Consider the following 24,919-nt stretch of genomic DNA (forward strand, 5'->3'; position numbering starts at 1 on the left):
TACCCAAGGCCGAAGAACCCTGGCCAGCGCCGCAGCTGGCCGGCTACAGTAACGCCTTTGCCGCCCGAGAGCCTTGAGTGCATGACTTTTCTGCGCCCTACCCTGTTGACGCTCGCCTGCCTGTTCGCCGGCCAGATCGGAGCCAGTGACCTGCCGTCGCTGGGCGACGCCAGTTCCTCGATCGTCTCGCCGCAGCAGGAACACCAGCTCGGCCGCGCCTGGCTGGGCCTGCTGCGCGGCCAGGTGGCCCAGCTGGACGACCCGCAGCTCAAGGACTTTGTCGAGACCAGCGTCTATCGCCTGTCGGAAACCAGCCAGCTGCAGGATCGCCGCCTGGAGTTCGTCCTGCTCAACAGCCCACAGCTGAATGCCTTCGCCGCGCCCGGCGGGATCATCGGGGTCAACGGCGGCCTGTTCCTCTACGCGCAGACCGAAGCCGAGTACGCCTCGGTGATGGCGCACGAACTGGCGCACCTGTCGCAGCGCCACTTCGCCCGCGGCGTCGAGGCCCAGCAACGCATGCAGCTGCCGGTGATGGCGGCCATGCTCGCCGGCATAGTCGCGGCGGCGGCCGGCGCCGGCGATGCCGGCATGGCGGCGATCATGTCGACCCAGGCGGCGGCGATTCAGGAGCAGCGGCGCTTCTCCCGGCAGAACGAACAGGAGGCCGACCGTATCGGCCTGCTCAACCTGGAAAAGGCCGGCTACGACCCGCGCGCCATGCCGCTGATGTTCGAGCGGCTGATGCGCCAGTACCGCTACGACGCCAAGCCGCCGGAATTCCTGCTCACCCACCCGGTGTCCGAATCGCGTATCGCCGACACCCGCAACCGCGCCGAGCAGTACCCGGCCCAGGGCCGCGAAGACAGCCTGCGCTACCAGCTGATGCGCGCCCGCGTGCAGCTGACCTACGAGGAAACCCCGGGGGTGGCGGCCAAGCGTTTTCGCGCCATGCTCGACGAGAACCCCGGCCTCGACGCCGCGCGCTACGGCCTGGTATTGGCGCAGATGAAAACCGGCCAGCTCGGCGAAGCCGGGCAGACCCTGGCGCCGCTACTGAGCAAGGCGCCGGAGGATATCGTCTACAACCTGGCGCAGATCGAACTGGACATGGCCGCCAATCGCCTGGACGCCGCGCAAAAGCGCCAGGAACGCATGTTCGCGCTGTACCCCAGCAACTACCCGCTGCAGCAGGCGCATATCGACCTGCTGCTCAAGCAGCAGCGCACCCGCGAGGCCGAACGGGCGCTGGACGAGCTGCTGAAGAACCGCGCCAAGGACCCGGACGTCTGGTACCAGGTCGCCGAGGTGCGCGGCCTGAGCGGCAACACCATCGGCCTGCACCAGGCCCGCGCCGAGTTCTTCGCCCTGGTCGGCGACTACAACCAGGCCATCGAACAGCTCGACTTCGCCAAGCGCCGCGCCAGCAACAACTTCCAGCTGGCCTCGCGCATCGACGCCCGCCAGCGCGAGCTGGCCGAGGAGAAGCGCTTGGTGGAGCAGATGCTGCGCTGAGATTCGCAGTAGGGGCTTTAGTCGCTGACGGCTCGCCGCTAAAGCGCCTCCCACGAGGGCCAGCGTTCGGCGCGGGCGACATCGCCATGAACAAGTGCCTAAGGCTTAATCCTAGGTTGGGTTGAGGCGCGTAGCGCCGAAGCCCAACGAGCCAGAGATCGTCGAGCAGAGCACTGCGTGCCCCCCCGTTGGGCTTCGCTGCGCTCAGCGCCAACCTACAGAAAGCGGCTCGCAGCCTCGACATATGCCCCATGAAAAAGCCCCGCACTGGGGCGGGGCCATTTCATTCAGCTAGCGGCTCAGGCGCTCTGCGCCAGGTCCATCAGCTCGCGGTTGGCCACCGCATACATGGCATAGTCGGTGCCGGTGGCCGCGCGCAGCTCGGCCAGCATCAGCTTCCAGCGCTCGACCAGGCGGTGGTGCTGCTCCAGCCACAGCGCCACCCGCGCCTCGATTTCCTGCGGGCCGTCGGCCATCTGCAGCACCGACACGGTGATGGCGCGCTGCTGCCAGTCCAGGTCGTCGCGGAAGGCTTCGCGAGCCAGCGCCTGCCAGTTGTTCTCCACCGGCAGGCCGGTGATCTGCTGCAGGTACCAGGACAGCTCCAGCGCGCCGCCGACGGCGAAGTAGGCGGTGGCCACCTCGCTGGCGTCCTTGCCGGTGACGTCCGCCGCCTCGATGATCGGCAGCAGGGTGTACAGGTGGCTGGTGCCGGCCACCACGCGGGCCAGTTCCTCCGGCGTGCCCGCCTCGACGAAGCTCTGGTAGCGCGCCAGCCACTGCTCGCGCGCCGGGCCCTCGAGCAGCTCGTCCAGGCGCCCGACCAGCGCCTCGATGCGCGGCGCGAAGTGCGCCACGTCGCGCGCGGCGTCCAGCTCGTTGCGTCGGCTGCGCAGGAACCAGCGCGTGGCGCGGCGGCCCAGGCGCATCAGCTCGTCCATCAGCTGCAGCTGCAGCTCGGCCGGCACCCGGTAGTCCAGCGCCTCGATCTGCGCCCACCAGTGCGGCAGGCGGAACAGGTCGCGGACGATCACATAGGCGCCGGCGACGTTGGCCGCGCTCATGCCGGTGGACTCCTTCAGGCGCTGCACGAAGGTGATGCCCATATGGTTGACCAGGTCGTTGGCGATCTGCGTGCTGACGATCTCGCGCTTGAGGCGATGGCGGCGCATGGCGTCGCCGAACTTCTCGCTGAGCACCGCCGGGAAGGCGGTCTCCATCTCGCGCGCCAGGTAGTCGTCGTCCGGCACCAGGGACTTGAGCAGCGATTCCTTGAGGTCGATCTTGCTGTAGGAAATCAGCACCGACAGCTCCGGCCGGGTCAGGCCGAGGCCGCCTGCGGCACGTTCGTTGAGCGTTTCGTCGCTGGGCAGGAACTCCAGCGCCCGGTCCAGCTTGCCGGCGCCCTCCAGGGCGTTCATCAGGCGCTTGTACTCGCCGAGCCGCTCACGCGCGCGGCGCTCGGCCAGCGACAGCGCCTGGGTCTGCTTGTAGTTGTTGCCCAGCACCAGCTCGGAGACGTCGTCGGTCATCTCCACCAGCAGCTTGTTGCGCTGCTTCTCGGTCATGTCGCCGCCCGAAACGATCTCACCCAGCAGGATCTTGATATTGACCTCATGGTCGGAGCAGTCCACGCCGCCGGCGTTGTCGATGAAGTCGGTGTTGCTCGCCCCGCCGTGCAGGCCGAACTCGACGCGGCCGAGCTGGGTCATGCCCAGGTTGCCGCCCTCGCCCACCACCTTGGCGCGCAGCTCGCAGCCGTCCACGCGCAGGGCGTCGTTGGCCTTGTCGCCGACGTCGGCGTGGCTTTCCTTGCTGGATTTCACGTAGGTGCCGATGCCGCCGTTCCACAGCAGGTCGACCGGCGCCTTGAGCAGCGCGTTGAGCAGCTCGGTGGGCGCCAGCTTGTCGGCGGCGATGTCGAAGCGCGCCTTCATCTGCGGACTGATGGCGATGCTCTTGGCGCTGCGCAGGAAGATGCCGCCGCCCTCGGAGATCAGCCCGGCGTCGTAGTCGGCCCAGCTCGAGCGCGGCAGGTCGAACAGGCGCTGGCGCTCGGCGAAGCTCTTGGCCGCGTCCGGATTGGGGTCGATGAAGATATGCAGGTGGTTGAAGGCCGCCACCAGCTGCAGCTTGTCCGATAGCAGCATGCCGTTGCCGAACACGTCGCCGGCCATGTCGCCGATGCCGATCACCGTGACGTTGTCCTGCTGCACGTCGATGCCGCGCTCGCGGAAGTGGCGCTGCACGCTGACCCAGCCGCCCTTGGCGGTGATGCCCATGCCCTTGTGGTCGTAACCGGCCGAGCCGCCGGAGGCGAAGGCGTCGCCCAGCCAGAAGCCGTACTCGGCGGCGATGCCGTTGGCGATATCGGAGAAGGTCGCGGTGCCCTTGTCCGCCGCCACCACCAGGTAGGGGTCGTCGGCGTCGTGGCGCACCACGTTGGCCGGCGGCAGCACGGCGCCGTCCTTGAGGTTGTCGGTGATGTCGAGCAGGCCGCTGATGAAGATGCGGTAGCAGGCGATGCCCTCGGCCAGCACTTCGTCGCGGCTACCGCCGACCGGCATCTTGCGCGGCACGAAGCCGCCCTTGGCGCCCATCGGCACGATCACCGCGTTCTTCACCTGCTGCGCCTTGACCAGGCCGAGCACCTCGGTGCGGAAGTCTTCCTCGCGATCCGACCAGCGCAGGCCGCCGCGGGCGACGTCGCCGAAGCGCAGGTGCACGCCCTCGACGCGCGGGCTGTAGACGAAGATCTCGAACTTCGGCGTCGGCCGCGGGATGTCCGGAATCGCTCGCGGGTTGAGCTTGAAGCTGAAATAGCTCTTCGGCGCGCCGCTGGCGTCGACCTGGTAGAAGTTGCTGCGCAGAGTGGCCTTGATCAGGTCCAGGTAGCGCCGCAGGATGCGGTCTTCGTTGAGCACCGCGACGTTGTCCAGGGCGGCGAGGATGGCCTGCTCGAGCTTCTGCTGCTTGTCTTCCAGATCCTCCGCGGCGAGTTTGCGCGCCAGGTAGAAACGGGTGCGGAACAGGCGCACCAGCTCCTTGGCGATATCGGCGTGGTTGACCAGGGTGGCGGCGATGTAGCTCAGGTCGAAACCCAGGCGGATCTGCTTGAGGTAGCGCGCATAGGCGCGCAGCAGGGCGACGTCGCGCCAGGGCATGGCGGCGGTCAGCACCAGGCGGTTGAAGGCGTCGTTCTCGGCATTGCCGCCGACGATATGAATGAAGGCGTCCTGCAGGGTGTCGTTGAGCTGCTGGATGTCGACGTTGAGGCCTTCGGCGTAGGTGAAGGCGAAGTCGTGGATCCAGAACTCGCGGCCGTCGGCGCGGCGCAGCTTGTAGGGGAACTCGCCGAGCACGCGCAGGCCGAGGTTCTCCAAGATCGGCAACACGTCCGACAGCGGCAGCGGCGTGTCGGCGTGATACAGCTTGCAGTGCAGCTGCTGGTCGCCCTGCGCCAGCGGCTGGTAGAAGCTCATCACCAGCGGCCGCTCGCTGCTCAGGCTGAGCAGGTGCTGCATGTCCACCACCGCCGAGTGCGGGGCGAAACGCTCGCGGTAGCCGGCCGGGAAGCCGCCGGGGAACTCGGCCAGGACGTTGGTGCCCTGGGCCTCGCCGAGGCTCTCGACCATCAGCCCGACGTAGTCGTCCTTCCACGAACGGCAGGCCTGGATCACTTCCTTCTCCAGGCGCACGGGGTCGATCTGCACCTTGTTCTTCGGGTCGACGCGCAGGATGAACTGCACCCGCGCCAGCACCGACTCGGAGAAGAAGGTCCAGAACTCGCAATCGGTGGCCTGCAGACGCTCCATCAGCACCTGCTGGATCTTCATCCGGGTCTCGGTGGAGTAGACGTCGCGCGGCACATAGGCCAGGCAGTAGCAGAAACGGCCGTAGGGGTCGCGGCGCAGGAACACGCGGATCTTGTTGCGCTCCTGGATCTGCACGATGGCCATGGCGGTACTGAACAGCTCATCCACCGAGGTCTGGAACAGGTCGTCGCGCGGCAGCACTTCCAGTACCTGGGCCAGTTCCTTGCCCAGGTGGGCGCTGCTGCCAAAGCCGGCACGCTGCTCGATTTCATCTACCTTGCGGCGGATGTAGGGGATGTTCCACACGCTCTCGGCGTATACCGCCGAGGTGTACAGGCCCATGAAGCGGCATTCCTTGACCACGTTGCCCTTGGCATCCAGCTCGCGGATCGACACCAGGTCCGGATAGGCCGGGCGGTGCACGCGGCTGGGCACCGCGGCCTTGGCGAACGACAGCAGCTGCGGCTCGCGCAGGTAGGCCACCGCTTCCGGCTCGATATGCAGCTCCTCGGCCTTGAGCCCACTGCGCAGGCGCTTGGACAGGCCGAGCAGGGATTTCTCGTCGTAGACCAGGGTGCCGCCGTCGGCGCTCGGCGTCACGGTGAACTCCTCGTAGCCGAGGAAGGTGAAGTGGTTGTCCAGCAGCCAGCCGAGGAACACCTTGATCTCGTCCAGCTCGGCCTTGTCCACCTTGAGCTTGGCGCGGTCGAGCCAGGCCAGCAGCTCGCGGGCCTTGGCCTTCATCGGCTGGAAGTCGGCGACGCTCATGCGCACGTCGCCGAACACCTCGTGAATGGCCTTCTCCAGGGTCTTCAGTTCGCCGGCGCTGGCGCAGCGGTCGATCTCCAGGAACATCAGCGCTTCTTGCAGCACGCCCTCGCCCTGGCTGCCCTTGGGCAGGATCTCCAGCAGCTCGCCGTTGGCGTCGCGGCGCACGCTGAACACGCTGTTCTGCAGGGTGTGGATGCTGTAGCCGCGACGGTTGAGTTCCATGCGCACCGAGTCGACCAGGAACGGGATGTCGCCATGCAGGATCTCCACCGCGGTATGGGTCGACTGCCAGCCGTGCTTCTCGTAGTCGGGGTTGAACGCGCGCACCTGCGGTTTGCCGTGATCGAAACGCTCCAGCATGCGCCAGGCCGACAGGGTGCAGCCGACCAGGTCGGACAGGCGCCGCTGGGTCAGCTCCTCGAGGGCGATGATGCCGAAGAATTGTTCGGCGAACAGCGCCACTTGTGGCAGCGTCTGCTCGCTCACGTGCTGCGCCAGGGCCGCTTGCAGTTGATGCTGGAAGTCGGCTTTGCTGGCCGCCGTAAAGAACGCCATGGTTGTGCTCCGTTGGGCTGGTGGTTCGACTGGGGGCTATCGCGGGTCTGAATCGCGGCCGCTCGCCGTTAGTTCAACGTTAGTCCATGAAGCGGCAATGACATCCGCCGGCCGCTGGCGGACCGCCGCGACGACAGCGACCGACTGGTCACATATGCCCGGCGAGCTTAACGAGCAAAGCCCCGACCCGGCTTGCGGCGCTGCGACATTTTCTTTCACGGGCGCACCGACAAGGTGCAGGCCTAGCCGCCGCGGCGGCCGCCGGCTGGCAAATCGGCCATAGACAATTGCCTCAAGTTGTACGACAACATGCCGAATTCCAATAACAATCCCGCAGATGGCGAGGCGCAACCGTGCAGTTCTTCCTGTCCTGGCAACAAAAATTCCGAGTCCTTATCGCCCTCACCCTGATCAGCCTGACGCTGATGGCGGCCGCCTCGCTGTGGGCCAGCCAGCGCCTCGACGCCTCGCTGCAGGCCAGGGATAACGCGGCGGCATACGCCAGCGCCAGCACCGCGCTGATGAACCAGTGGTGGCGCGGCAACGCCCAGCGCCAGCAGCTCGACGCGGACAACCGCGAGGCCTTCGGCGCGAGCCTGGACGCACTGCTTGAACTCGTCGGACAACTGCTGACCCAGGCGCAAGCGCTCGACGACGCCGCCACCCTGCAGCACGCGCAGCAAATCCAGGCCGTGCTGCAGGAGGAAGTGGCACAGCAGCGCAGTTGGCTGAGCCTCAACCAGGCCCTCGGCCTGACGCCCTTCGAGGGCCAGCGCAAGACCCTGGCCGACAAGGCCAAGGCGCTGGAGGCGATCACCTTCGGCCTGATCCAGCCGTTCATCGGCAGCGCCCTGAGCAGCCAGCGCGACTACCTGGCGACCTTCGACCCGGCGTTCGCCCAGATCACCCAGGCGGCCATCGCCAAGCTGCAGGCCCAGGTGGCCGACCTCGACTGGCAGGACACGCCGATCGGGCAGAACGTGCAGGCCTTCGCCGAGGCGTTCGCCGCGGCGCAGCGCAGCATCGAGCAGATCGGCGCGAGCAACCAGCGCCTGGCTCAGCTCGGCCAGCAGCTGCAGGCGCGCATCGACGCGCAGGCGCGCGACCTCGCCAGCGGCCTGCTGCTGCGCCGGGCGCAGGCCGCCGAGCAGGCGCGACTGTCCGCGCTGTGGCTAATGGGGCTGAGTTTCGTCGCGGTCGCCGCGCTGCTGTCACTGACCCTGCTGCAGGTCTCGCGCACCCTGGTCGCCCAGCTGCAGCGCATCGCCCAGTTGCTCGGCCAGGTGGCCGCGGGCGACCTCAGCGGCCAGTTGGCGGTCGGCACCAACCCCAAGGACGAGTTCAACCAGCTGGCCGACGCCGCCAACCGCATGATCGCCGGCATCGGCGCGATAGTCGCCCAGGTGGTGCAGGCCAACGCCGAGCTGACCCGCCTGCACCGCCACCTGGGCCAGGCCATGCGCCAACTCGGCGACAACGGCAGCCAGGTGGAACTGCAGACCGAGCAGGCCGCCTGCGCCTCGCAGCAGATCAGCGCCACGCTCAACGAGATGGCGCAGCGCACCGCCGAGGTCGGCAGCGCCACCCACAGCGCCTACGACGCCGCACGCAACGGCGGCGCGGTGATCGCCGCCAGCGTCGACAGCATGAGTCGCCTGGCGCAGCTGATCCAGGCCACCCACGCCCAGGTCGGCGCCCTGCAGCAGAGCAGCGCGCGGGTCAGCGGCATCGTCGAGGTGATCAACGGCCTGGCCGACCAGACCAACCTGCTCGCCCTCAACGCCGCCATCGAGGCCGCCCGCGCCGGCGAGGCCGGGCGCGGTTCCTCGGTGGTGGCCGACGAGGTGCGCTCGCTGGCGCAGAAGACCGTGGCCGCCACCACCGACATCGGCGCCATAGTCGGCGAGTTCCAGCAGCAGACCCGGCACATGCAGCAGTTGATGGGCAACGGCCTGAGCCTGGCCACCGACGGCGAGCGCCACGCCGCCGAGGTGGCCGGCGCGATCGGCGCGATCACCCAGGCCATGGAGCGCCTGAGCGGCGAGATGAGCCAGGTGGTGGTGGCCATCGAGGAGGTCTCCACCAGCACCGAGGACATCGCCGGCAAGATGGACACCATCAACCTGCATACCGAGCAGAGCAAGGACCTGCGCCACTCGCTCGACCGCCACAGCGCCGGCCTGTCGTCCCAGGTCGAGGCGCTCGATCGCAGCGCGCGGCGCTTCCAGCTGGGCGGCGCGACGGCGGCTTTGCCGAGTGGCGCATAGCGGCTGACGCGGCAAATGCATTAAAGTCGGCGATCTGCACGCGAGGCCGGCACAGGCCTCGCCCCTCCGTATTCAAAGAGCCCGACGATGGAACACCGTGAAGCGCTGGTCGCGTTGCGAAACTTTCTTTCCACCCAGATTCTCGGCCAGGAAAAGCTCATCGAACGGCTGCTGATCGCCCTGCTCGCCGACGGCCACCTGCTGGTCGAGGGCGCTCCCGGGCTGGCCAAGACCAAGGCGATCAAGGAGCTGGCCGAAGGCGTCGAGGGCGAGTTCCACCGCATCCAGTTCACCCCTGACCTGCTGCCGGCGGACATCACCGGCACCGAGATCTACCGCCCGGAAACCGGCAGCTTCGTGTTCCAGCAGGGGCCGATCTTCCACAACCTGGTGCTGGCCGACGAGATCAACCGCGCCCCGGCCAAGGTGCAGTCGGCGCTGCTCGAGGCCATGGCCGAGCGCCAGGTCTCGGTGGGCCGCTCGACCTACGACCTGTCGCCGCTGTTTCTAGTGATGGCGACGCAGAACCCCATCGAGCAGGAAGGCACCTACCCGCTGCCCGAAGCCCAGCTCGACCGCTTTTTGATGCACGTGAAGATCGGTTTTCCCGACGCCGCGGTGGAGCGCAAGATCCTCGCCCAGGCCCGCGGCGAGGCGCTGCACGGCGAGACCAAGCCGGAGCACCGGCTCAGCCAGCAGGCGGTGTTCGCCGCACGCAAGGAAATCCTCGGCCTGTACATGGCCGACGCGGTGGAGGAGTACCTGGTGCAGCTGGTGATGGCCAGCCGCACCCCGGCCAAGTTCGACCCCGAGCTGGCCGAGTGGATCGCCTACGGCGCCAGCCCGCGCGGCTCCATCTCCCTGGATCGCTGCGCACGCGCCCACGCCTGGCTGGCCGGCCGCGACTTCGTCAGCCCCGAGGACATCCAGGCGATGCTGTTCGACGTGCTGCGCCACCGCATCATCCTGTCGTTCGAGGCCGAGGCCTCGGGCATCGACCAGGACCGGGTGATCCAGCGCATCCTCGACGTGGTGGCGGTGGCCTGAATGCGCGCGCCTGGCCGCACCGCCGTCGCCCGGATGCCATCCGGGAACGCCGCCTAGACCATGCCCAGCCCCGCTGGCGCCAACGGCATCCACCTCGATCTCGCCGAGCTGATCGAGATGCGCCACCGTGTGCACGAGGTGCCGCTGTTCTCCACCCCGGCGCGGCGCAGCCCGCTGATCGGCCTGCACCACTCCAAGCTGCGCGGGCGCGGCGTCGACTTCGACCAGGTGCGCGTCTACCAGGCCGGCGACGACGTGCGCAACATCGACTGGCGCGTCACCGCGCGCACCCAGGAGCCGCACACCAAGCTGTTCCACGAGGAGCGCGAGCGGCCGATCTTCATCCTCGCCGAACAAAGCCAGCGCCTGTTCTTCGGCTCCGGGCAATGCTTCAAGTCGGTGCTCGCCGCCCGCGCCGCGGCGCTGATCGGCTGGGCCGCGCTGGCGCACAACGACCGCATCGGCGGCCTGGTGTTCGCCGACGCCGAGCACCATGAGGTCAAGCCGCGGCGCAGCAAGCAGAGCCTGCTGCAACTGCTCAACCTGCTGGCCCGCGCCAACCGGGCGCTGGGCCCCGACGCCCCGCCCGGCGCCGCGCGCGACACGCTCGGCCTGGCCCTGCGCCGCGCCCGCGAGGTGCTGCGCCCGGGCAGCCTGGTCATAGTGCTGTGCGACGAACGCGCGCTGAACGACAACGCCGAGCAGCAGCTGGCCCTGCTCGCCCGCCACACCGACCTGCTGCTGCTGCCGCTGTCCGACCCGCTCGACCACGCCCTGCCGGCCGCCGGCCTGCTGCGCTTCACCCAGGGCGGCGCGCAGCTGGAGCTCGACAGCCATAACGGCGACCTGCGCCAGGCCTATCGCGCCCAGGCGCAGGCCCGCGAGGCGCGCTGGCAACGCCTGGCGCAGAAGCTCGGCGTGCCGCTGCTGCCGCTGAGCACCCAGGTCGAGCTGATCGAACAGCTGCAGGAACTGCTCAGCGCCCTGCGCCCGAGGAAGGCGCCATGAATCCGCTCGACCAGCTGCAGCCCTTGATCGACCCGCCGCCGGTGCCCTGGTGGCCGCCGGCGCCCGGCTGGTGGCTGCTGGCCGTGCTGCTGCCGCTGGCCGGCTGGGGCCTGTGGCGCCTGCTGCGGCGCTGGCGCGTCCACCGCCGCCAGGTGCGCGCCGAGGCGCCGCTGGAGCCGCTGCGCCAGGCCGCCCTGGCCGAGCTGGCGCAACTGCGCAAACCCTACGACGGCGCCCCGGCCGGGCCCTGGCTGCAGCAGCTCAACGCCCTGCTCAAGCGCCTGTGCCGCGAACGCTACCCGGACAGCCACAGCCACGTGCTGAGCAGTCGCGCCTGGCTGGCCTTCCTCGACAACCGCTGCCCGGCCGCCGGCCTGACCCGCTGGATGGTGCTGGTCGAGGGCGCCTACAAGCCGCAGTGCACGCTCAGCGACAAGGCCATCGGCGAGCTCGAGCAGGCCGTCGCCATCTGGATTCGCAAGCATGTTTGAGTTCGCCTGGCCCTGGCTCTTCGCCCTCGCCCCGCTGCCCTGGCTGCTGCGCCTGCTGCTGCCAGCCGCCGACAGCGGCGACGCGGCGCTGCGCGTGGCCTTTCTCGACGAGCTGCAGGCGCTCAGCGGCCGCCGCGCCCGCGCCGGTCTGCCGAGCTGGCGCCAGCAGGCGCCGCTGGCCCTGCTCTGGCTCCTGCTGCTGTGCGCCGCGGCCCGCCCGCAGTGGGTCGGCGAGCCGCTGCCGCTGCCGGCCAGCGGCCGCGACCTGCTGCTGGCGGTGGATGTCTCCGGCTCCATGGATTACGCCGACATGCTCTGGGACGACGAGCCGATCAGCCGCCTGGAACTGGTCAAGCGCCTGCTCGGCGACTTCATCGAAGATCGCCGCGGCGATCGCGTCGGCCTGATCCTGTTCGGCAGCCAGGCCTACCTGCAGGCGCCGCTGACCTTCGACCGCCACACCGTGCGCACCTGGCTGGACGAGGCGCTGATCGGCATCGCCGGCAAGAACACCGCCATCGGCGACGCCATCGGCCTGGCCGTCAAGCGCCTGCGCCAGCGCCCGGCGCAGAGCCGCGTGCTGGTACTGATCACCGACGGCGCCAACAACGGCGGCGAGATCGAACCGCTGACCGCCGCGCAACTGGCCGCCGAGGAAGGCGTGCGCATCTACACCATCGGCATCGGCGCCGATCCGCAGCAAAGCGGCGTGCTCGGTGCGCTCGGCTTCAGCACCCTCGACCTGGACGAAACCAGCCTGCGTGCCATCGCCGACGCCACCGGCGGCGAGTACTTCCGCGCGCGCAGCCAGGCCGAGCTGAGCCAGATCGAGCTGACCCTGGACCGCCTCGAACCGGTCGCCCAGCAACCCACCCTGGCCCGCCCAGCCCGGGCGCTGTACGCCTGGCCGCTGGCCCTGGCACTGCTCGGCAGCCTGCTGCTGGCCAGCCGCACGCTCTGGCCGGACCTGCCGCAACGCCTGCGGAGGCGCGCATGAGCCTGCTCTGGCCGCAATGGCTGCGCCCGCTGTGGCTGCTGCTGGTGCCGCTGCTGGTCTGGCTGCTGTGGCGCCTGTGGCACCGCGAGCGGCAGAGCGGACGCTGGCAGCTGCTGCTGCCGGCCGCCTTTCATCAGACGCTGCTGGCGGGCGGCAACGGCCGTGGCAGCCGGCTGCCCTGGCTGGCCCTCGGCCTGGCCTGGCTGCTGGCCGTGCTGGCGCTGCTCGGGCCGAGCTGGCAGCGCGTCGAGCAGAGCAACCAGAAACCGGCCGACCCGCTGCTGGTGCTGCTCGAACTGACGCCGCAGATGCTCGCCGCGGACGGCCCGCCGAACCGCCTGGAACAGGCCCGGCGCAAGCTGCTCGACCTGCTCGAGGCGCGGCGCGACGCGCAGACCGCGATCATCGTCTACGCCGGCAGCGCGCACAGCCTGGTGCCGCTGTCCGACGACCTAGCCACCAGCCGCAACCTGCTCGAAGCGCTCAAGCCCTCGCTGATGCCCGAAGCGGGCCGGCGCGCCGACCTGGCCGTGGCGCGCGGCCTGCAGTTGCTCGAGCAGGCGCAACTGGGCCAGGGCCGCCTGCTGCTGATCACCAGCGCGCTCGACGAGCAGGAACGCAGCGGCATTCGCCAGGCGCTGGAACGCCGCGCCACACCGCTGCTGATCCTCGGCATCGGCAGCCGCGAAGGCGCGCCGGTGGTGCAGGAGGACGGCAGCTTCCTCAAGGACGAGCGCGGCGCCATCCTCATCCCGCGCCTGGACGCGCCCGGCCTGCGCGAGGTCGCCGAGGCCCACGGCGGCCGCTACGCCCAAGCCCGCCTCGACGACGACGACCTGCGCCGCCTCGGCCTGCTCGATGGCCCGCAGGCGCTGCGCGCCGCCGGCGAGCCGACCCAGCTCGAGGCGCGGATCGACCAGGGCTACTGGCTGCTGCTGCCGCTGCTGCTGCTGGCCGCCTGCGCCGGGCGGCGCGGCTGGCTGTTCTGTCTGCCCCTGCTGCTGATGCTGCCGCCGCAGACCAGCCAGGCCGTGACCTTCGACGACCTGTGGCTGCGCCCGGACCAGCAGGGCCAGCGCCTGCTCCAGGCGCAGCGCCCGGCCGAGGCGGCGCAACGCTTCGCCGATCCGCAGTGGCAGGGCAAGGCGCTATACCAGGCCGGCGACTACGCCGCCGCCGCCGAGCGCTTCGCCCAGGGCGACGGCGCCGCCGACCACTACAACCGCGGCAACGCCCTGGCCAAGGGCGGCGAACTGGAGGCGGCGCTGGACGCCTACGAGCAGGCCCTGGAGCGCCAGCCCGAGCTGAGCGCGGCGCAGCACAACAAGGCCCTGGTCGAGGAAGCATTGCGCCAGCGTCAGGCGCAACAGCAGTCCGGCGAACAAGGCCAGGAGCAGCAACCGAGCCAGGAGGCGGACGGCGGCGAGCCCAACGACGCCCCGTCCGGCCAGGCGGCCGAGCCGCCGCCGAGCCAACCGGCGCAACCGAACCGCCCAGACGAAGCCGGCGACAATAGCGAATCACAGCCGGCCGAGAGCGGCGACGACAGCGCCGCCGCAGAGCCGCCGGACGGCGAAGCAGCGGCGGATAGCGGCACCGCCGAAGGGCCGCTGGCGGAAGAACAGCTGGGCTCGGCCGACGAGCGCCAGCAGGCGCTGGAACAATGGCTGCGACAGATCCCGGACGACCCGGCCGAGCTGTTGCGGCGTAAATTCTGGTACGAACAGCAACAGCGTCAGGAACCCTCCCGATGAAGCGTCTAGCCACGCTGCTCCTTCTCCTGCTGGCCAGCCAGGCCAGCGCCGAGGCCTTCTTCGCCAGCGTCGACCGCACTCGCCTGAACGAAGGCGAGACCGTGGTGCTGACCCTCGAGTCCACCGACCCGACCCGTTTCGGCCGGCCGGACCTGAGCCCGCTGGACGAGCACTTCGAAATCCTCGGCAGCCGCCAGGTCAACCGCCTGAGCAACCTCGGCGACACGCCGCGCGCCGCCACGCGCTGGATCCTCACCCTGCAACCCAAACACAGCGGCGAGGTGGTGATCCCGCCGATCCGCCTGGAGGACGCCGAGACCCTGCCCATCACTCTGCAGGTGCAGGCGAGCGGCGAGCCGGGCAACGGCGAGAAGCTGGCGCCGGTGTTCATCGACGCCAGCCTGGATCAGGACAGCGTCTACGTGCAGGCCCAGGCCGTGCTGACCCTGCGCATCTACCACTCGGTGTCGATGTACGACGACAGCAGCCTGACCCCGCTGCAGATGCAGGATGCGCGCATCGAGCAACTGGGCGAGCCGCGCACCTACGAGAAGACCATCGGCGGGGTGCGCCACGGCGTGATCGAGCTGCAGTACGCCATTTACCCGCAGCGCAGCGGCGAGCTGAGCATCCCCGGCCAGGTGTTCAGCGCCACTCTGGTCGACCGCTCGCGCGGCGACGACTTCCTGCCCTTCGGCCCGCGCGCCGGCAAGGTGTCGCGGGTCAAATCGCCGGACATCCCGCTGCAGGTCAAGGCCAAGCCGGCCGAGTACCCGGCCGACGCCCCCTGGCTGCCGGCACGCGCCCTGGGCCTGGCGGAAACCTGGAACCCGCAGCCGGGGCAGAGCCGGGTCGGCGAGTCGCTGACCCGCCGCCTGATCCTCAAGGTCGACGGCCTGTCCAGCGCCCAGCTGCCGCCGCTGCCCGCCACCCAGGTCGACGGCCTGCGCCGTTATCCGGATCAGCCGCAGCTCGGCGACCAGCGCAGCGAAACCGGCATCATCGGCAGTCGCGAAGACCGCGAGGCGCTGGTGCCGAGCCGCAGCGGCAGCTTCGAGCTGCCGGCGCTGGAGGTGCTGTGGTGGAACACCCAGACCGACAGCCTGGAACGCACCGCCCTGCCCGCGCGCACCCTGCAGGTGGCGGAAAACCCGCAGTTGCACAGCGACGAGCCGGCCAGCCCCAGCGTGGTGACCACGCAGGTGCTCGAAGGCCCGCCGCTGTGGCCCTGGCAGCTGGCCTGCGCCCTGCTCGCCGGCACCAGCCTGCTCGGTTTCGGCCTGTGGTGGCACGCCCGGCGCCAGCCGGCGATCCAGCGCGCCGCACAGAGCGGCCCGAGCCCGCGCACCCTGCTCGACGACCTCAAGCGCGCCTGCCTGGCCGGCGACGCCCAGACCACCCGCCACGCCCTCGACGCCTGGGCGCGCCAGCAACCGGAAACCCTGGCCGACATGGCGGCGCGCTACGTGCCGCTGTCCGACGCCCTCGACGGCCTCAACGGCGCGCTGTACAGCGAAACCGGCCAGCAGTGGCAGGGCGAGGAGCTGTGGAAGGCGATCCGCAACCTGCCGGCCGCCGAAGCGAAGCAGGAAAGCGCCCAGGAAGCCAGCCCGCTGCCGCCGCTGTACCCGCGTTGAGGAGTACCTGGCAATGACCCGTCCCGTCCGGACCCGAAGGTCCTCCCCCGCCGCCCAGTTCTGGCGTGACAACGCGTTGCCGTTCATCGAAGCCCGCGGCGTCGAGGACGGACGGCAGCTGTGTTACACGCGGCATGCCCACGAGACCTTTTCCATCGGCGCGATCACGCGAGGGGAAAGCACCTATATCAATCGCGAGGTTCACCTGCGAGTGTGCGAGGGCACCGTGGTGTTGATGAACCCGGGGGACGTGCACGCCTGCAACCCGATCGACGGCCTGCCCTGGTCCTACCTGATGCTGTATGTCGACACGGCTTGGCTGGGTGACCTGCAACGCACGCTGGGGATGTCGGCGCTGCCCGGGTTTCAGCCGCTGAGCAGCATCATGAGCCTCGACCGGGCGCTGTATCAGGGAGTAGTGGAGCTGTACGGCGTGCTCGTCGATGGCAGCCTATCCGCGCCGACCAAGCAGGACGCGGCCACTGCCTTTTTCAGCCACCTCCTGCGGACGCTCGGGGCCGCTCCACCCCCGCAATCCGAGGCCCATGACAAGCTGCGGCGCGCGGCGGCGTTCATCCAGGCGCATTGCGCGCAGGCGCTGAAGATCGAGGATATCTGCGCGGCGGCCGAGCTGTCGCCGTCCTATCTGATCCGCGCCTTCAAGAAGCTGTACGGGATGACCCCGCACGCGTTCTTGCTCAACCAGCGGGTTCAGCTCGCCCGCCAGCTGCTCAAGCGCGGCGAGCCGCTGGCCGAGGTCGCGCTGGCCGCCGGCTTCGCCGATCAGGCGCACTTCCAGCGCGCCTTCAAACAACTGCTGGCGGCCACGCCGGGGCAGTACCGGGGTTAGCCCCACAGCAGATAGAAGGCACTCGCCGCCAGCAACGCGGCCATACCGCGATTGAACAGGCGCACCTTGCCCGGCTCACTCAGGTGCCGGCGCAGAAAGCCGCCGGCAACGGCCCAACTGCCCACCGACAGGTAGCAGATCACGAAGTAGATCAGGGCGAACTGCAGCAGCAGCGGCACGTCCCCGTTGGCGACGAAGGCGCCCATGCCCGCCACCGATGCCAGCCAGGCCTTGGGGTTGAGCCACTGCATCGCCGCGCCCTGCAGGAACGACGGCCCCTTGCCGCCTTCTACCGCCGACAGTTGACCATCGTCCCGCGCCAGCTTGTAGGCCATGTACAGCAGAAAGGCGACGCCACCGAAGCGGATGGCCAGGGTCAGCCCCTGCCAACGCACCAGCACCTCATGCAGACCCAAGCCGACCAGGATCAGCAGCGCCGTGAAGCCGATGGTCGCCCCGCTGACGTGGCGCATGCTGGCCCGGACGCCGTAGCGCGCACCGGCACTCAGGGCCACGATATTGACCGGCCCCGGGGAAATGGACATGGCCAGGGCAAAGGCCGCCATGGATAGGAAAAGACTCATCGATAACCGCTCCGTCACAGAAATGAACGGCTGCACGGTAAGCAATGGCGACCCCGGCGTATTGAAGAAAACACCCCCTTCTGCCGGACAAAAAAAACCGCGACCCAAGGGCCGCGGTTCTTCTGCTGCAGGCCGGGCATCAGCCCTTGGCGCGCAGCTTCTCCGGGTTGATCAGGAAGCGGGCCAGGGCCGGCAGCAGCCAGATCGCGCCGATCATGTTCCAGAGGAACATGAAGGTCAGCATCAGGCCCATGTCGGCCTGGAACTTGATCGCCGAGAAGATCCAGGTCGCCACGCCGATGGCCAGGCACACGCCGGTGAACAGCACCGCCTTGCCGGTGGACTTGAGGGTCTCGTAGTAGGCGTCCTGCAGCGACAGACCCTGACGCAGGTAGGTCTCCATGCGGCTGTAGATGTAGATGCCGTAGTCCACGCCGATGCCCACGCCGAGGGCGATCACCGGCAGGGTGGCGACCTTGACGCCGATGCCCATGTAGGCCATCAGGGCGTTGCCGAGGATCGAGGTCAGCACCAGCGGCAGGATCACGCACAGGGTCGCGGCCAGCGAACGGAAGGTCAGCAGGCACATGATGCTCACCGCCGCGTAGACCGCGATCAGCATGGTGGTCTCGGACGCGGCGATCACCTCGTTGGTGGCCGCCTCGATACCGGCGTTACCGGCCGCCAGCACCACCTGCAGGTCGTCGCTGCTGTGCTGCTTGGCGAACGCCTCGGCGGCGGCCACGGCACGCGACAGGGTCTCGGCCTTGTGGTCCTCGAGGAACACCAGCACCGGCGCCACCGAGCAGTCGGCGTTGTACAGGCCTTCGGCACGGGCGATGGAGTTGTTCAGCACGTCCTGGTTGCGCGACAGGGTTTCCCATTTCAGGTTGCCCTCGTTCATGCCCTTGATCACCTGCTTGGACACGGTGACCATGGAGATGGCCGATTGCACGCCCTGGGTGTTCTCCATCTGCCACATCAGCTCGTCCATGGCGGCCAGGGCCGGATAGGTGGAGCAACCTTCGGTGGCAGTCTTGATCATCACCACCAGCACGTCGGAGCTGGTCGAGTAGTTGCGGATGACGAAGTCGTTGTCCAGGTTGTAGCGCGAGTCCGGATGCAGTTCCGGGGCGCCCTGGTCGAGGTCGCCGATCTTCAGGTTCTGCCCGTACCAGACGCCGCCGGCCAAGGCCACCACGGCGACCACCACGGAGATCGGCGCCACCATCGGGTGGGCGAAGTTGGAGATGGCACGCCACAGCGGATGTTCCTTGGCCGCCTCTTCGCGGCTGATCTTCACCGCCTTCTTGCTGATGCCGATATAGGAAATCATCACCGGCAGCAGGATCAGGTTGGTCAGGATGATCACCGCCACGCCCATCGAGGCGCCGATGGCCAGTTCGCGGATCACGCCGATGTCGATCAGCAGCAGGGTGACGAAGCCCACGGCGTCGGACAGCAGCGCCACCAGGCCGGGGATGAACAGCTGACGGAAGGCCATGCGCGCGGCGGACAGGGCATCGGTCGCCTCGCCCGAGGCCATGGCGATGCCGTTGATCTTCTGCACCCCGTGGGAGATGCCGATGGCGAACACCAGGAAGGGCACCAGCATCGAATAGGGGTCGAGGCCGAAGCCCAGGGTGTGCAGCAGGCCGAGCTGCCAGACCACCGCGATCAGGGTGGTGATGACCACCGCCAGGGTGCTCTTGAAGCAGTGGGTGAACCACAGCAGCAGGACGAAGGTGATGCCGATGGCCACGGCGAAGAACAGCGCCACGCCGACCAGGCCGTCGATCAGGTCGCCGACCTTCTTGGCGAAGCCGATGATGTGCACCTTAACGTCGGGGTTCTGCGCCTGGTACTTCTCGCGAATCTTCTCTTCCAGCTCGTGGGAGAACTTCTGGTAGTCCAGGGACACCAGCTTGCTCTGGTCGTTGGGGTCCGGGTAGGACTCCAGCAGCGGCACGTCGATGATGCTGGACTTGAAGTTGTTCGCCACCAGGCGGCCGATCTGTCCGGACTTGAGGATGTTGCTGCGCAGGTCCTCCAGGCTTTCCACGGAACCGTCGTAGGTCTGCGGAATCACCTCGCCGCCGGCGAAGCCTTCCTCGGTCACTTCGGTCCAGCGCACGCTGGGGCTCCACAGCGACTTGAGGCCGGAACGATCGACGCCGGGGATGTAGAACACCTCGTCGTGGATCTGCCGCAGGGTCTCCATGTATTCCTTGCTGAAGATGTCGCCCTCGGTGGCTTCCACCGAGATACGCACCGTATTGCCCAGGTTGGCCAGGTCGTTACGGTGCTCGAGCATCTTCTGGATATAGGGGTGGCCCAGCGGAATCATCTTCTCGAAGCTGGTCTGCGGGCGTACCTGGGCGGCCTGGTAGAACAGGAACAGGCTGATCAGCAGGCAGATCAGGATCACCGCCGGGCGATTGTTGAAAATCAGCCGCTCGAGGAAAGAGGCAGGCGTTTGTTGATGCTTGGTCATGCAAAGGCTCCCGGCTTGTTATTGTTGGCCCAGATCGGCGCCGGTCGCGGCGGCGAGGTGAACGCCGCCCTGCCCCACCAGGATCAGGTTGCCGTTATCCAGTGCAGTTACCCCGGCCAGCGAGAGGCGGTCGGGACGGTTGATCAGGCTGAAACTCTGCCCATGGTCGGTGCTGCGCAGCACGGTGCCGCCATGGCCGACCACGGCGATGCTGCCGTCGCCCAGCAGGGTGCCATCGGCCAGGCCGAATTCCAGCGGGCCGTTGTTCGGCGTGTTGATGACGATCTGCTGCCAGCTGCTGCCGAAATCGCTGGAGCGGAACAGGTGGCCGCGCAGGCCGTAGGCCAGCAGGGTGCCGGCCTGGTCGGTGCCGAGTACGCCGAACAGCGAGCCATCGTAGGGCTGCTCCTCGATGCGTTCCCAGGTCTGTCCCCAGTCGGCGGAACGGAACATCTGGCCGAGTTCGCCGACGACGAACAGCCCCGTATCCTTCACCGCGGTGATGGCATTGAGGTGGTAGGCATCTTCGTTGTCGAGGCGGTCGCTGACGTCTTCCCAGTTCTGCCCGCCGTCGCTGGTTTCCAGCAGCGCGCCGTAGGCGCCGATGGCGTAGCCGGTTTGCAGGTCCTTGAACCAGATGTCCAGCAGCGGCGCTTCGCGCTCGAGGTCTTCGAACTGCTTGGTCCAGCTCAGCCCACCGTCGCTGGTGGCGAGGATCTGCGCGTCGTGGCCCACGGCCCAGCCATGCTGCGCATCGACGAAGAACAGCGAGGTGAGCATCTGCCGGCTGGGCACCTTGGCCTGCACCCAGCTCTGTCCCTGGTCGTCGGAATAAAGGATATGGCCGCGGTCGCCGACGGCGACCAGGCGCTTGCCGGTGTTAACCACATCGAGCAGCAGGCTGTGCACCGCCTGGGGCGACTCGATGGCATAGCCGGCCTCTGCGGCAGCCGAGGTTTCGGCCTGCAGCGGCGCGGCGGCGAAGCTCAACACGGACAGCACACTGCACAGCGAGAGCGCTTTGGCCAGCGGCGAATGGACACGGAGCGCCGGTTTGCGCGCCAGGATGGACGCCAGACCGGACTGGGTGCGCCGCATGACGGGCTCACTCATATACCTTCCCCCTTTCTTGTTATAGGCGGTACTGCCTTTAGAGCCTGTTCACGATCTGCTGCGCGTCGGCCCTGCTACGTTAAAAACCGGCTCGGAATGCTCATGTACAAAAGTACACTCCGCTTCCTCGCCTGTTTTTGCCTTGCATGGCTCTAGCTCGCGAGATCGTGAATAGGCTCTTAGCAGGCCGCTCATCCTAGCGAGCTTCGGAAAGCCCTGACAATCGGCGCGACGTTATGTTTTGTTAAGGCCGCAGCCGCTTGAGCACGGCCCATTCGCCGAGCTGATACGAAAAGGCCGCTACTACTGTAGCGGCCTTCGCGTGAGACTACACGACTATTAGCGGGTGCCGCGACGACGCAGGGCGGCCGGTTTGAAATAACCGTCGTCCGGAATCGCCTGGCTGAAGTCGATGGTGTTGTTCTCTTCGTTGTCCAGGTTCTGCACGTGGTAGCGACGCGCCTGCAGATCGTGGAACACGTCCAGCGCGGACCAGGTGGTCGGCAGGTCGTAGTAGTTCTTCAGGTAGGCGATGGAGACGCGCCACAGCTCGCCGCGACCGTCGTACTGATCCACCACCGCGGCCTGCCAGCTGTCCTCGTCGAGGAACAGGGTGCGCTTGGAATAGATGTGGCGGGCGCCGGACTTCAGCGTGCCTTCCACCACCCAGACGCGGTGCAGCTCGTTGCGGGTCAGCGCCGGGTTGAGGTGGCCGACCTGCAGCAGATCCTTGTACTTCACGTCCGGGCTGGTGACCTGGTAGTTGTTGTAGGGGATGTAGATTTCCTTCTTGCCCACCAGTTTCCAGTCGTAGCGATCCGGCGCACCGTTGAACATGTCGGTGTCGTCGGCGGTACGCAGGCCGTCGGCGGCAGCGATCGGGGTGTCGTAGGCCAGGTTCGGCGCACGCCGCACGCGACGCTGGCCGGCGTTGTAGCCCCAGGCCTGACGCGGTTCCTTGACCTGGTCGAGGGTCTCGTGAACCAGGGTGGCGCCACCGGCCAGGCGCGCCGGGCTGGTGGTGAACGACAGGTAGTAGAACATGATGTTGTTCAGATCGGCGAAGGAGCCGTTCTGCATGTAGTACTTGAACATCGCCTCCTGCTGCGAGGTCACCAGCGAGTAGGCGCCGTTGCGCTGCACCGCCACTTCCGAGGCGCGGCGCACGATGTAGGTGCCGCGGTAGCGGGCGATGTGGTTCCACAGCGCCTCGACGCCGTTCTGCGGAATCGGGAACGGGATGCCGCCATAGGCATTGCTGAAGCCGTTGCCGCCATCGGCCAGCTTGGCGCTGGTGGCGTTCTTGATGCTGTTGTCGTAGACCCACTGCGGCGCGGAGCCGGAGCGGCGGGTCTGGTAGACCGGCATCTGGTAGGTTTCCGGATAGGCCTTGAACATGGCGATCTGACCCGGGGTCAGGTTGGCCTGGTACTGGCTCAGGTTAGCCGCGGTGATGGTGAACAGCGGCTTGTCTTCCGGGAAGGGGTTGACGTGGTGCTGGCCCGAGCGGGTGTAACCGGCCGGCGCCTGGGTGATGCCGCCGGTCCAAGCCGGGATGGTGCCGGCGGCATTGCCGGCCTTCTCGGCGCCGAAGGGGGTCAGGGTATCGCCGAGCTTGGCGGCTTCCTGCGGGGACACGGCAGCCAGCGCGGTGCCGGCGGAAAACGCCAGTGCAACGGCTACGGCCATCAGCCTGTGCTTGTTCAGCATGGTAATTCTCCGTGAAGAGTCTGGCCGAACGCCCTGCGGCGCCCGGCTGTTTTTCTGGTTATGGGTCTTAGAAGGAGTACTTGACGTTGACGCCGACATTGTCGCGGTCGCGCGAACCGTTGTTCTGCCCGGCGCCGTAGAACTCGGTGTACTGGATCTCGGCTTCCAGGCTGTTCAGGTAGCTGGCGCGCATGCCGAGGGTGTAGGCCATGCGGCCTTCGACGAAGTTGCCGGTCTGGTGCGAGTTGCCTTCGAAGTCGTGCTTGAACACGGCGAAGGGCGACAGGTTGACGCCGGCGTAGACGTCGTTCCAGGTGCCGGACATGACCAGGGTGTAGCCGTAGGCGTTCTTGTTGATCTGGTCGTCGCGGTCATAGCCGGAAACGTAGGAGTTGTTCGGCCGGCCGGCGTAGTAGCGCACGTTGCCCTGGTAATCGACGTACTGCAGGCTGTCGCCGCGCACGTGCTCGGACGCCAGCTCGGCGACGCCGAACAGCGAGTCGAAGCCCAGCGACGGACCGAAGTTGTAGATGGTGCCCAGCGAGGTGTTGAAGGCCTCGACACGGGTGGAGTTGTGGATCTGATCGTCGATATCGACCGTTTGACCGCCGATGTTCACCGGGCGGCCGGCGGACAGGTGGGCGGCCTGGCCGAGCAGGTCGCCGAGCAGGTCGTTGGTGGTGGCGATGCCGATCGGCAGGTTCGGCCGGTAGGACAGTTCGCCGAACACCGAGGCCTCGCCGACCGTGGTGTTGAAGCTCATGCCGTACATGCGGATATCTTCGGCGTACTCGCGGCGGGCGTTGACCTGGTTGGCCACGTCCACGGCGGCGGCGCCGTTGACCAGGCCGAGCACGGTAGCCGCGGCCGGGTTGCTGGCGGCCTGACTGACCAGATCGTCGTAGCTGGTGGCGCTGACGCCCAGCAGGCTGCCCAGGCTGGCCAGCTGATCGATGTTCAGGCCGGCGTAGGTGGAGTTGATATCGGCGTAGATGGTCGGTTCTTTGGCGTGGTAGTTGACGAAGTAGAAGCCGAACTCGGTGGAGTTGAGCTCTTCGGCGATATAACGGAAGGCGACGCCGAACTGGCCATCGTTCTTGGCATTGATGTCGGAGCCGACGCTGGCCACCTTGATCACGCCGTTGCTGTCCAGATAGTTGGTGCCCTGCAAGCCGCCGAAGTTGGCCGGCAGACCGGCGAAACCGCCATTAACCGCGCCGTTGTAAACGGTCTGGAACAGCGGATTGGACAGTGCATCGACCGTGGTGTAAGCGGTATTGCCGCCATCGGCGAACAGATCGGTCTCGGAGAAGTAGGTGCCCACCGGGTCGACCGCGGTTTCCTTCCAGTTCCACTGGTAGAAGGCTTCCATCGACAGATTGTCGGTCAGGCCGAGGTTGAAGCTCAGCGCCTCGACCGGCACCAGCACTTCCTTCACCTCCGAGCCGGGCAGGCGGAACTTGGCGGCGTCGACCGGGTTGGTGGTGTTGATGCCGCCGCGGTAGAACAGGCCTTCGCCCCAGTTGAACACCTGCTTGCCGAGGCGACCGGAGACCGGCATATCGCCCACGTCCCAGTTGCCGTAGACATAGGCGTCGAGGATCTGCGCATCGCGGCCGGCCTTGTGCCGGGTTTCGTAGGTGAAGCTGTCGTCGCGCGGGAAATTCTGGCTCGGCTGGGCCGGATCGTTGGCGCCGTAGTAGTCGTTGCGCTTGTCCATGATCTGGGTGTCGTAGAACGCGGTGCCGCGCACGAACACGCCGTAGTTCTGGTACGAGGCTTCCAGATCGGTGGTGATCTTGAACACTTCGGAAACCAGGCCGGTATCGAAGTTGCGGTTGCCATCGTTGGTGTTGATGTCGTTGTTGCTCTTGTCCTGGCCCTGCACGCGCCACAGCTGGCCGTAGGACAGGGTGGTATCGATGGAACCGGTGACTTCGTTGTCGGCGAAGCTGAACTCCACCGCCTGAACCTGGGCGGCAACCAGCAACGGCAGGACGCCAGCGAACGCGAAGCCGGCGGTGGCCGGGGCAAATCGCAGAACGGGCTTGCGGGACTTAATTTCCATCGAGACTTTACTCCGTGGACAGATCATTCTTTTGGGCGATCCCGCAGACGGGACGGCGATATGCCGTACTGACGACGGCTTTTTTTGGCTTGCGTCAATGCGTTGCAGCGGCCCCTGGCGCAGCGGCGTGGGGTCGAATCCCGTCCTGCACTGCAACCATGGTGCCAATTCAAACGGGCGTATCAGCGCAAAGGCGCTAGTTAGACAATCGGCGGTGTTTCCTTCGGTGACTGATCATTCACT

The 24,919-nt window shown here is 67.6% G+C and carries 15 protein-coding genes; 9 read left to right on the top strand and 6 right to left on the bottom strand.

The features are described 5' to 3' along the window. Window positions 1–81 precede the first annotated feature (81 nt). Window positions 82–1,515, top strand: a complete 1,434-nt coding sequence (locus tag ACIGKL_RS03820; RefSeq protein ID WP_397485366.1) for a M48 family metalloprotease — start codon at window positions 82–84, stop codon at window positions 1,513–1,515. Window positions 1,516–1,814: 299 nt separating this feature from the next. Here the strand turns inward: ACIGKL_RS03820 and ACIGKL_RS03825 are convergent, their stop codons facing one another. Then, window positions 1,815–6,656 carry an NAD-glutamate dehydrogenase gene (locus ACIGKL_RS03825; protein ID WP_397485367.1) on the bottom strand — a complete coding sequence of 1,614 codons (4,842 nt, stop codon included), beginning with the start codon at window positions 6,654–6,656 and terminating at the stop codon, window positions 1,815–1,817. A 353-nt stretch (window positions 6,657–7,009) separates the two neighbouring features. Here ACIGKL_RS03825 and ACIGKL_RS03830 point away from each other — a divergent pair, with 353 nt between their 5' ends. The 8 genes from ACIGKL_RS03830 (at window position 7,010) to ACIGKL_RS03865 (ending at window position 16,707) form a co-directional block, all read left to right on the top strand. After that, window positions 7,010–8,923: a methyl-accepting chemotaxis protein gene (locus tag ACIGKL_RS03830; protein ID WP_397485368.1), complete on the top strand. Its 1,914-nt coding sequence runs from the start codon at window positions 7,010–7,012 to the stop codon at window positions 8,921–8,923. A gap of 87 nt (window positions 8,924–9,010) precedes the next feature. Beyond that, on the top strand, window positions 9,011–9,970 hold the full coding sequence (locus ACIGKL_RS03835) for an AAA family ATPase (RefSeq protein WP_397485369.1): 960 nt from the start codon (window positions 9,011–9,013) through the stop codon (window positions 9,968–9,970). A gap of 60 nt (window positions 9,971–10,030) precedes the next feature. After that, window positions 10,031–10,978 carry a DUF58 domain-containing protein gene (locus tag ACIGKL_RS03840; RefSeq protein ID WP_397485370.1) on the top strand — a complete coding sequence of 316 codons (948 nt, stop codon included), beginning with the start codon at window positions 10,031–10,033 and terminating at the stop codon, window positions 10,976–10,978. Continuing rightward, window positions 10,975–11,469 (top strand): DUF4381 domain-containing protein, encoded by a 495-nt coding sequence (locus ACIGKL_RS03845; protein WP_397485371.1) that lies wholly within the window; start codon window positions 10,975–10,977, stop codon window positions 11,467–11,469. Before ACIGKL_RS03840 ends, ACIGKL_RS03845 begins: the two co-directional genes overlap by 4 nt. Next, entirely contained in the window at window positions 11,462–12,466 is a 1,005-nt protein-coding gene (locus tag ACIGKL_RS03850) for a vWA domain-containing protein (RefSeq protein WP_397485372.1), read from the top strand. Before ACIGKL_RS03845 ends, ACIGKL_RS03850 begins: the two co-directional genes overlap by 8 nt. Next, window positions 12,463–14,220, top strand: coding sequence for a VWA domain-containing protein (locus ACIGKL_RS03855; protein ID WP_397485373.1), 1,758 nt, complete (start codon window positions 12,463–12,465; stop codon window positions 14,218–14,220). The genes ACIGKL_RS03850 and ACIGKL_RS03855 overlap by 4 nt, the downstream gene beginning before the upstream one ends. After that, complete coding sequence (locus ACIGKL_RS03860; RefSeq protein WP_397485374.1) at window positions 14,217–15,857, top strand: BatD family protein; 1,641 nt, start codon at window positions 14,217–14,219, stop codon at window positions 15,855–15,857. The genes ACIGKL_RS03855 and ACIGKL_RS03860 overlap by 4 nt, the downstream gene beginning before the upstream one ends. A 13-nt stretch (window positions 15,858–15,870) precedes the next feature. Next, window positions 15,871–16,707, top strand: coding sequence for a helix-turn-helix domain-containing protein (locus ACIGKL_RS03865; protein ID WP_397485375.1), 837 nt, complete (start codon window positions 15,871–15,873; stop codon window positions 16,705–16,707). Here ACIGKL_RS03865 and ACIGKL_RS03870 read toward each other — a convergent pair. The 5 genes from ACIGKL_RS03870 to ACIGKL_RS03890 form a co-directional block, all read right to left on the bottom strand. Continuing rightward, on the bottom strand, window positions 16,704–17,291 hold the full coding sequence (locus ACIGKL_RS03870) for a LysE family translocator (RefSeq protein WP_397485376.1): 588 nt from the start codon (window positions 17,289–17,291) through the stop codon (window positions 16,704–16,706). The genes ACIGKL_RS03865 and ACIGKL_RS03870 overlap by 4 nt on opposite strands. A 139-nt stretch (window positions 17,292–17,430) precedes the next feature. Next, window positions 17,431–19,785, bottom strand: a complete 2,355-nt coding sequence (locus tag ACIGKL_RS03875; protein WP_397485377.1) for an RND family transporter — start codon at window positions 19,783–19,785, stop codon at window positions 17,431–17,433. An 18-nt stretch (window positions 19,786–19,803) separates the two neighbouring features. Continuing rightward, a complete protein-coding gene (locus tag ACIGKL_RS03880; RefSeq protein ID WP_397485378.1) occupies window positions 19,804–20,898 on the bottom strand; it encodes a WD40/YVTN/BNR-like repeat-containing protein in 1,095 nt (364 codons plus the stop codon). A gap of 339 nt (window positions 20,899–21,237) precedes the next feature. Further along, a complete protein-coding gene (locus ACIGKL_RS03885) occupies window positions 21,238–22,608 on the bottom strand; it encodes a DUF1329 domain-containing protein (RefSeq protein ID WP_397485379.1) in 1,371 nt (456 codons plus the stop codon). 67 nt (window positions 22,609–22,675) lie between these two features. Further along, window positions 22,676–24,676 (bottom strand): DUF1302 domain-containing protein, encoded by a 2,001-nt coding sequence (locus tag ACIGKL_RS03890; protein ID WP_397485380.1) that lies wholly within the window; start codon window positions 24,674–24,676, stop codon window positions 22,676–22,678. Between the last annotated feature and the right edge of the window lie 243 nt (window positions 24,677–24,919).

The sequence above is a fragment of the Pseudomonas sp. NPDC077186 genome (genome assembly GCF_044543505.1).
Taxonomy (GTDB): domain Bacteria; phylum Pseudomonadota; class Gammaproteobacteria; order Pseudomonadales; family Pseudomonadaceae; genus Aquipseudomonas.